Below are 7,862 nucleotides of genomic sequence, written 5' to 3'. Positions count from 1 at the left end.
TTATCCCTCCAAAATGAAGTAATATGCACATCAATTTATTACCTTATCCTACTTCGCCATACTTCTAAAAATACCTCCTTGTTCAACTAACCTGCTCCGTTAGTTCAATAAGAACAAGGCTTTACCCCTTCTTGAAGTAAAGTACCCGTTTGTTGAAGAAGAATGATTGTTATAAAGTAAATATCTTGCCCTCGATTACTCAATAATTTAATTTCTCCTGTCATTAATTCCTTAAAATATAAAATCCTAATGAAATCAATAAATATAATACAATTATAATAATAAAACTTAATAAATGTATTAGATTTGAAACTTATTCTATTTCTTCTGCCTCTAATAAGTGAAGGGAGGTTGCTACATGTCGTATTCAACCCAAATAGTCGAGTTAGCCATAGCTGGAAATAAACAAGCATTTGAACAACTACTTAAATTTGAAAGTGAAAAGTTATATAAAATTGCTTTTCTTCACATGCGTAACAAAGAAGATGCACTCGATGTATTACAAGAAGCTACTTATAAAGCCTATACTTCGATACACCAATTAAAATCACCTGCTTTTTTTAGTACTTGGCTAGTAAAAATCTTAATTCGTACTGCGTATAAGGAACTGGAGCGCAAAAAGAAAATGATTCAGCTACCAGAAGAAACAATCCTATTTATTTTAGAATCTAATCAAGAATTGGACCCGTCAATTGATTTATCAGAAGCACTAGCCTTCCTAAATGTGGATTATCGTAATGTAATCACCCTTTAATTTAATGAATGCTTTTCCAGAATAAAATAGGAATCATACTAATCAATTTGTTGTTTTTCTGCGTAATACCATTTTAAATAATACATTATTCCAGACTTATCGACCCAGCTAAAATCTATTAGATCCTTCTCTAGTGAATGGTGTAGCTCATCTACTGGTATCCACTTTAAATCCATAGTACCGTCGCCTTCTTTAACTAAATTACCAGAGGCTTGACATCGAAAATAAGCGCCTAATGAATCTACTGGACCATTTGTCGTTTGATAAACAGCAAAAGGCTTCAAAGCTTCAACATTTGAGTCCACATCATTAGTTTCTATTCTAGTTTCTTCCCCAAAAATCTTTGTTATATGAAGTCCTGTTTCTTGGTGCACTTCTCTTTTAAGTCCTTCCATAAATGACTCGAATTCCTCTAACCTTCCTCCAGGTAGCTCATAAGGTCTTTTATTCTCATTAGATTTAACCCTTTTTTGTATAACGATTTCAGTTCCATTTGGTCCATTTCTTTCAATTATTGCTCTAACATTTACATAGATCATACAATTTCTCCCTCACTTTTCCTCTTCAACTAGATGGCCCGATTGTTGAATACAAGTTAAAACCTCTCTTGAACTAAACTGCCCCGTTAGTAAAAATATACCTTCTGTCTATAATTCTATTAAGTTGGCAATAATCCTTTTAATGGTTTACTACTATAAAACTGCTTGTATTTTACTTTCTAATCAGAATTCCAATAGTCTTTTTGTTAACATTATCTACAAAAACAATTATATCTCCCAAGTCTTGATTCGTACTCTTAAACTTAACTGAGTAGATATTGTTTTTATCATAATCATTAGATAAAATTTCTGTGTTTTCAGGAACTACATCAATCTTTTCTATCTCAACATTCTCTTTATTCTCGATTTCCTTCTTCTCCATGACTGATAAACTCGTAAAAGCAATACTTTGAAGTCCTTTTGATTCTTGTCCTATTGACTTATTAGGGGTGTTTCCACAAGCCGAAAGAATCGCAAATGAAAGCAAACACATAATAAAAAGTTTTTTCATAAAATTTTCCCCCCTCGACTTATTCTCGTTAGTTAATTTTTTCTTGTTCAACTAAACTGCTGCATTAGTTCAAGAAGAAAAATGCTTTACCTCTTCTTGAAGTAATGCACTCGTTAGTTGGATAAGACTTTTTGTTTACCCTTCAATTTTTCCAAACGCTTTATTTTAACCTGCTAATCCATTAGCAAGTAATAAGAAATATACAAAAACTAGCACTATTCCATTAGCTAAAACGCCAATTAAATGGGCTTCTTTGATTTCTTTCTTATAAAGTTGTGCAAGTGTACAAAAGAAATGAGGTATTGCCACAAAACCTATACCTGATGTATAACTAAATAAATGCGACTCACTAGAAACGTCAAATTGAATATCTCCACCACTGAAACGGATATCAATAAACCATTTATAATCAGATTCCATAAAAATTCCCCCATTATATTTCTTGTTAAAAAAACTGCTACCTTAGTACAATAAGAAAAAAGGCTTTACTCCTTCTTAGAGTAAATCACCCGTTAGTAATGAATAAGACCTTCTTATTCATTACTAAACTCTAATAAATCTGCTATTTTGTATTGTTTTTCATCTTGTTCAAAATTATTGTCAGTCCACGAAACTGTAAGTTTTGCATCACTAAACGCATTCTTAATATCCTCTTCAGATAATCCTTTCGCGTAAAAAACAATTTCTTGTTGATATTCCGCAAAATTTTCAGATGCATTATCTTGTGATGAAGCACTTCCATACCAATAACGGTCAATTCCATCTATGCTATCCAGTGTTTTTTTCCAATCCTCAAACATCTCAACTTTTCGATTTGTCACAGCATCTGTGTGTTTCATATTAAATGTAAATTCAAGTACCTTAAAATCTTCTTGCTTTGGCTCAATCAAATCTTTAGTGGCACCAACATTACTGTATTCATCATCACTAATTGAAGAAATTTTAACTTCAATTTCTATTAAAGGTTCCTCATTATTACAGGCTGTTAATAATAGAAAAAATAAACCTGTGAATAATAAACTTAATTTTTTCATACGTACACCCCCTCGAATACAACTATTTGAGTATTATTTTATTTAATTATTCTACATAAAAAAAACAAAACCTTTATTTGTCACACTGTTCTTCAACTAAACTGCTTCTTTAGTTCAATAAGAAAAAGGCTTTACTCCTTCTTGAAGTAAAGCACCATTAGTTGAAGTACATTCTTTCATAATGTTAACACTAGTTAAAATACAATTTGTTACTTTATTCTATCCAAATTCTAACCTTCTTTACCCTACTTTTTAACTTTGAGTAGTTAATATAAGGACATAAACGAAAGGGGATTTTCATTATGTTACAAAGTTTCGAGGTAATTAAACCATTATTTGAGGGACAAGCTAACGAACATTTTCAGTTTAAAGTGAACATTGAAGGAAATGACTATCGAGGGATTTTCCATAACGAAGAGGTTCATTGGTTCCAACCACAACCACAACCACAACACAATGTTGAATCCATTGTTCTTGAATTAGTAAGTAACCATTTACCATCATAAAAAAAGTGGGCTAACTATTAGTCCGCTTTTTTAAGGACTTTTCATCCTTCTTGAACTACCCTACTTCGTAAGTTCAAAAAAGTACTACTCACAGAATTGAAGTAAATGACCCCTTTTGTTTAATAATTTTCGTATATCACCTTATTCAACACAATCGAAAATAAACCTTCTTCTTCAACTAAACTGCTGCTTTAGCACAACAAGAAAAAGCTTTACCCCTTCTTGAAGTAAAGCCCCCGTTAGTTGAAGTACAATATTTAACAAACTATAACTATTATTAAACGAACTTGTACATAAGAATATCGTCCACATATTTATTTTCATTTATCTTAAATTCTTTAACTTTACGACCTTCCTCAATAAATCCCACACTCTTGTATAATGATATTGCCCTATGATTTGTTGAGAATACCCCTAAACTCACCTTTTCAATTAGTGGATGGTTTTCTGCCCAATCCAACAATGCTTTAATAAGTATTTTTCCAATTCCCATACCTCTATAATTTTCACTTATCGACATTGAAATCGTGCCAGTGTGAGATAGTCTTTTTAAGTTATGAGAACGAAACACAATCGAACCTACAACCACTTCATTTATCTCTGCAACTATTAAATTTTCATTTTCATTGTTTAATACCTCTTGTATTTTTTCTCTTAGTTGATTTGAAGATTTTTTTTCTAACTCTTCAGAAACTATGATGAAATAATCTCCTTCGGAAATAATGGAATTTGATATTTCTAAAAGTGCTTCCGCATCTTCTAATTCTACACTTCGAATTATACAATTTTGAGTGTTGATTATGTCTGACATTAAAATCCTCCTATCTCTATTCTAAAAGAATTCGGCAACCACATACCTATTTCCTTCTTCAACTAAACTGCTTCGTTAGTTCAATAAGAAAAAAGCTTTACTCCTTTTTGAAGTAAAGCACCCGTCAGTTGAATAAGCTCATTTGTTTCCTATACCAAATCACGGTATAAATCACTCAATACTAAAATTTTCTTTTTTATTTCAGCTCTTAACTCTATGGGTTCAACTACTTTTGCATGTTTTCCAATTTGTATGAAATAGTCAGCCAAAAAGTCTATTTCTGTTTCACTTATTGAACCCTTAATGACTCCATAACCTTTACTGTCTATTGATATTTGATAATATAGCGAAAGATTAGATTTATATTTTTCTACTCCTTCTGGTGTTAATTCCACAATAAGCTCATACTCTTTTTTTGTTGTTAAAATGTTAATAATATCATTTAAGTTGGTTTCTTTTAGATTCATCTTGTCATTTCTTACACTTAATCCGATCTCTGATATTCGATCGCAACGAAAAAGTCTAAATTCCTTCCTAAGATAACAATACGAAGGACAATACCATCTTCCATACTGAGAAAATAATCCAACTGGTTGAATTTCTCTTTTAACCCCCAAGTAAGAAATCCAAAGCGGCTCATCTCCTATTGCCGCCATAAACAGCTCTTTTAATAGGGGACTTTCTTTACTCTGATTATCTATTTTGAAATCAATCTTGTTTTTGATTAAATCAATTTCATCTTTCATCTTTCCGTTTAGGTTCAGATAGAATTTTTTTATGATTGAATTATATTCCGATTCAAAAGGTAGGCTGATAAAATGTTTTAAAGACAAAAGAGCAAAAAAGATAGAGAAAGTTTCCTCTTTTGTAAAAGTGACAGCAAGTAGATTTTTTTCTTCCAAAACTTGATATCCACCATTAGCTCCTACCTCTGAAATTAATGGAACCCCTAAAATACTTAGTTCTTCTAAATCCCTAAGAATCGTTCTTCTTGAAACATTAAATTCTTTTGCTAAATCATCTACCTTAAACTTTTTGACTCGATTAATATACAACCTTAATTCATTTAATCTAATTGCCTTACTCAAAATTTTCACCCTTTTGCTAATTGTGTCATCATTTGTCACTATTACATTATATACTGAAGACATTATCAAATTAATACAATTTTCATAATTAAATTAGGAGGAATTAAGAATGAACCAAACTGAGGAGGAAGTATTATGCAGAAAAAAGCTTTAGTAATAATTGATATTCAAAATGACATGACAAAGAATTACAAAGATATCATTGACAATATCAACAAGTCAATTGATTGGGCAATCGAAAATAATATTCATGTTGTTTATATAAGACATGAGAATTTGTCACCCGGTACGAGAACTTTTAAAACAGGTACACTAGGTGCTGATTTAGCTTCAAATTTGAAAATAGTATCAGAAAATGTTTTTACAAAATATAAAGGAAACGCATTAACAAGTGAAGAATTCACAGACTTTATTAGTAAAAATGAAATAGACGACTTCTACCTCACTGGAGGAGATGCTATTGCTTGTGTTAAGTCAACTTGCTTTAACTTACGTAAATCAAACTATGGGGTTAGTGTACTATCAGATTGCATTACCAGTTATGATAAAAAGAAAATTGATGGTATGCTAGACTATTACGAAAGTAAAGGAAGCGAGATAATTTGTTTGAATGACTTATTGATTTAACAATTTTTAGGTCCATTTAATCGTCCAGAGGTAGTTTTAGCATACTGCTTTGCTCCGTTTCTTAAAGTATCTATACGCACTACTCAATAATCAAAGAATAATTTTTTTATTTGAAGTTAAGTCTTAATATTCATTGAACTATACCAAGGGGTATCACCTGTCCCACTGCTCTCATCTCAACTTCATGTAACGTATGAGATCAACTGCAAGCCCAACCGAAAGCATCCTCCTGCAACGATAATTTGCAGCAACAATGAATATATTTACTTCTTAAGTTTGCAGGAGTATTGGGTCTATACTTCAAATATATGATTTTTCCTCTTAAAAAAAGGTAGCTATATAAGCTACCTTTACTGGCTAATCATGAAACTAATTATTAATGGTCTCTTCTTTCTTGACTTCCTCTACATACGATTGAATGTCATTAAAGCCTTCTAAAGAACTAACCAATATAGAAGCATCGACGATTGTAATCATACGATTTTCTAGGTTTGCAACTGCAGTGAAATAAAGTGTTTTCGTATAATTCACTAAACCAATTTGCTTTAGATTTTGCTGATCAATATCTAAAATCTCTTTCGCTTCTTTCACTAGAAGTCCAACAGTCATATCTTTCGTATGCATAGTAACTACTTTAGCAGAATCCTCATTTACACCACTACGATTATACAAAATTTGTTCAAAATCGATAATTGGTACAAGTTCCCCACGGATTTTCATCAAACCTATCAAATAATTCGGTAAGTGTGGGATTGGATTGACATGTTCTAATTTCTCTATGGACACAACATGTTCTATAGATACTGCGTATTCTTCATTTCCACATTGAAATACGACAACTTTTTCATTGTCCAATGAAGTCACCTCCTATTTTATTCTGCCGCTACTAAAACGATCTCTACTATTAAATCGGCAAGTTTTTCTAACTCTTCAATAGGCATTCGTTCATTTGTTGTATGAATTTCTTCATAACCGACAGATAAGATAACTGTAGGAATCCCAAAACCAGCAATTACATTGGCATCACTACCACCGCCACTAGTCTTAATCTCTGCAGTTCTTCCAATACGTTCCACTGCACGTTTGGCAACCTGTACGACAGAGTGGTCTTCTTCAAAGTGGAAGCCTGGATACATTAATTGTGTTTCTGTCACTGCTTTACCACCAAATTTTTCAGCAGTTTCTGCAAATGTTTCTACCATATGTGCAACCTGAGCATCTAGTTTTTCTTTGTTGATAGAGCGTGCTTCTGATAAAATATGCACTTCATCACATACGATATTTGTTGCTTGTCCACCTTCAAAGCGACCTATATTTGCGGTAGTTTCAGCATCAAGTCGTCCTAACTTCATAGCAGAAATTGCTTTTGCAGCTAAAGTTATAGCAGAAATACCTTTTTCAGGAGCCACTCCAGCATGCGCAGTTTTCCCTGTAATTGTCGTCCATAGCTTAGCTTGGAAAGGAGCAGCTGTTACAATACCACCAACAGCCCCATCACTATCGATTGCATAGCCATATTTTGCAGTAAGCAAAGAAGCATCCAATTCTTTCGCTCCTACTAGACCACTTTCTTCTCCAGCTGTAATTACAACTTGAATATCGCCGTGTTCGATAGATTGCTCTTTCAAACGACGAATAGCTTCAAACAAAGCGGCGATTCCTGCTTTATCGTCAGCTCCTAAAATTGTTGTCCCATCCGAATAAATATAACCATCGTCTTTAATAACAGGTTTAATTCCTTTACCAGGGACAACTGTATCCATATGGACAGTAAAGTAAATTGTATCTATGTTTGCATTTGATCCCTTTAATGTTGCGATTAAGTTACCAGCTCCGTGACCAGTTTTAGAAGCAGAATTGTCTTCTATAACTGAGAACCCAAGTTGTTCTAATTTACCTTTTAATATAGGCGCAATTACTTTCTCATGCTTTGTTTCAGAATCTATTTGAACTAGTTCTAAAAATTCATCTACTAATCGACTCATCTAAAAG

At 32.5% G+C, this 7,862-nt stretch carries 11 protein-coding genes; 3 read left to right on the top strand and 8 right to left on the bottom strand.

Annotated features, from left to right (window positions below; all coding sequences use genetic code 11):
• The first annotated feature begins 358 nt into the window (after window positions 1-358).
• Entirely contained in the window at window positions 359-754 is a 396-nt protein-coding gene (locus BLR36_RS05845) for a sigma factor (RefSeq protein WP_093060777.1), read from the top strand.
• Window positions 755-792: 38 nt separating this feature from the next.
• Here the strand turns inward: BLR36_RS05845 and BLR36_RS05840 are convergent, their stop codons facing one another.
• From BLR36_RS05840 to BLR36_RS05825, 4 genes are all read right to left on the bottom strand, one after another.
• Entirely contained in the window at window positions 793-1,293 is a 501-nt protein-coding gene (locus BLR36_RS05840; RefSeq protein WP_093060776.1) for an NUDIX hydrolase, read from the bottom strand.
• Window positions 1,294-1,465: 172 nt separating this feature from the next.
• Window positions 1,466-1,804 carry a hypothetical protein gene (locus tag BLR36_RS05835; protein WP_093060775.1) on the bottom strand — a complete coding sequence of 113 codons (339 nt, stop codon included), beginning with the start codon at window positions 1,802-1,804 and terminating at the stop codon, window positions 1,466-1,468.
• A 165-nt stretch (window positions 1,805-1,969) separates the two neighbouring features.
• Entirely contained in the window at window positions 1,970-2,224 is a 255-nt protein-coding gene (locus BLR36_RS05830; RefSeq protein WP_093060774.1) for a hypothetical protein, read from the bottom strand.
• Between the two features lie 113 nt (window positions 2,225-2,337).
• A complete protein-coding gene (locus tag BLR36_RS05825) occupies window positions 2,338-2,838 on the bottom strand; it encodes a hypothetical protein (RefSeq protein WP_093060773.1) in 501 nt (166 codons plus the stop codon).
• A 302-nt stretch (window positions 2,839-3,140) separates the two neighbouring features.
• Between BLR36_RS05825 and BLR36_RS05820 the strand changes: the two genes are divergently transcribed.
• The gene (locus tag BLR36_RS05820) at window positions 3,141-3,344 is read left to right on the top strand and encodes a hypothetical protein (protein WP_093060772.1); all 204 of its coding nucleotides are present in this window, start codon (window positions 3,141-3,143) and stop codon (window positions 3,342-3,344) included.
• A gap of 277 nt (window positions 3,345-3,621) precedes the next feature.
• On the opposite strand, the gene BLR36_RS05815 is transcribed toward BLR36_RS05820, so the two are convergent.
• Entirely contained in the window at window positions 3,622-4,155 is a 534-nt protein-coding gene (locus BLR36_RS05815) for a GNAT family N-acetyltransferase (RefSeq protein ID WP_093060771.1), read from the bottom strand.
• Window positions 4,156-4,304: 149 nt separating this feature from the next.
• Window positions 4,305-5,243, bottom strand: coding sequence for a helix-turn-helix transcriptional regulator (locus BLR36_RS05810; RefSeq protein ID WP_175453978.1), 939 nt, complete (start codon window positions 5,241-5,243; stop codon window positions 4,305-4,307).
• 135 nt (window positions 5,244-5,378) lie between these two features.
• On the opposite strand from BLR36_RS05810, the gene BLR36_RS05805 reads away from it, so the two are divergent.
• Window positions 5,379-5,870 carry a cysteine hydrolase family protein gene (locus BLR36_RS05805; protein WP_093060769.1) on the top strand — a complete coding sequence of 164 codons (492 nt, stop codon included), beginning with the start codon at window positions 5,379-5,381 and terminating at the stop codon, window positions 5,868-5,870.
• A 369-nt stretch (window positions 5,871-6,239) separates the two neighbouring features.
• Here BLR36_RS05805 and BLR36_RS05800 read toward each other — a convergent pair whose 3' ends face one another.
• Together BLR36_RS05800 and BLR36_RS05795 are read right to left on the bottom strand one after the other, a co-directional pair.
• On the bottom strand, window positions 6,240-6,725 hold the full coding sequence (locus tag BLR36_RS05800; RefSeq protein WP_093060768.1) for a chemotaxis protein CheW: 486 nt from the start codon (window positions 6,723-6,725) through the stop codon (window positions 6,240-6,242).
• Window positions 6,726-6,742: 17 nt separating this feature from the next.
• On the bottom strand, window positions 6,743-7,855 hold the full coding sequence (locus BLR36_RS05795; protein ID WP_093060767.1) for a M20/M25/M40 family metallo-hydrolase: 1,113 nt from the start codon (window positions 7,853-7,855) through the stop codon (window positions 6,743-6,745).
• Window positions 7,856-7,862: the final 7 nt, after the last annotated feature.

This window comes from Psychrobacillus sp. OK028 (assembly GCF_900103605.1).
Lineage (GTDB): Bacteria > Bacillota > Bacilli > Bacillales_A > Planococcaceae > Psychrobacillus.
This window is presented reverse-complemented; position numbering and strand designations above follow the sequence as displayed.

Bases quoted from the DNA above. Each gene is read 5' to 3' on its own strand.
- BLR36_RS05830 (WP_093060774.1), bottom strand. From the start codon at position 2,224: ATGGAATCTGATTATAAATGGTTTATTGATATCCGTTTCAGTGGTGGA.
- BLR36_RS05825 (WP_093060773.1), bottom strand. From the start codon at position 2,838: ATGAAAAAATTAAGTTTATTATTCACAGGTTTATTTTTTCTATTATTA.
- BLR36_RS05820 (WP_093060772.1), top strand. From the start codon at position 3,141: ATGTTACAAAGTTTCGAGGTAATTAAACCATTATTTGAGGGACAAGCT.
- BLR36_RS05805 (WP_093060769.1), top strand. From the start codon at position 5,379: ATGCAGAAAAAAGCTTTAGTAATAATTGATATTCAAAATGACATGACA.
- BLR36_RS05815 (WP_093060771.1), bottom strand. From the start codon at position 4,155: ATGTCAGACATAATCAACACTCAAAATTGTATAATTCGAAGTGTAGAA.
- BLR36_RS05840 (WP_093060776.1), bottom strand. From the start codon at position 1,293: ATGATCTATGTAAATGTTAGAGCAATAATTGAAAGAAATGGACCAAAT.
- BLR36_RS05795 (WP_093060767.1), bottom strand. From the start codon at position 7,855: ATGAGTCGATTAGTAGATGAATTTTTAGAACTAGTTCAAATAGATTCT.
- BLR36_RS05845 (WP_093060777.1), top strand. From the start codon at position 359: ATGTCGTATTCAACCCAAATAGTCGAGTTAGCCATAGCTGGAAATAAA.
- BLR36_RS05835 (WP_093060775.1), bottom strand. From the start codon at position 1,804: ATGAAAAAACTTTTTATTATGTGTTTGCTTTCATTTGCGATTCTTTCG.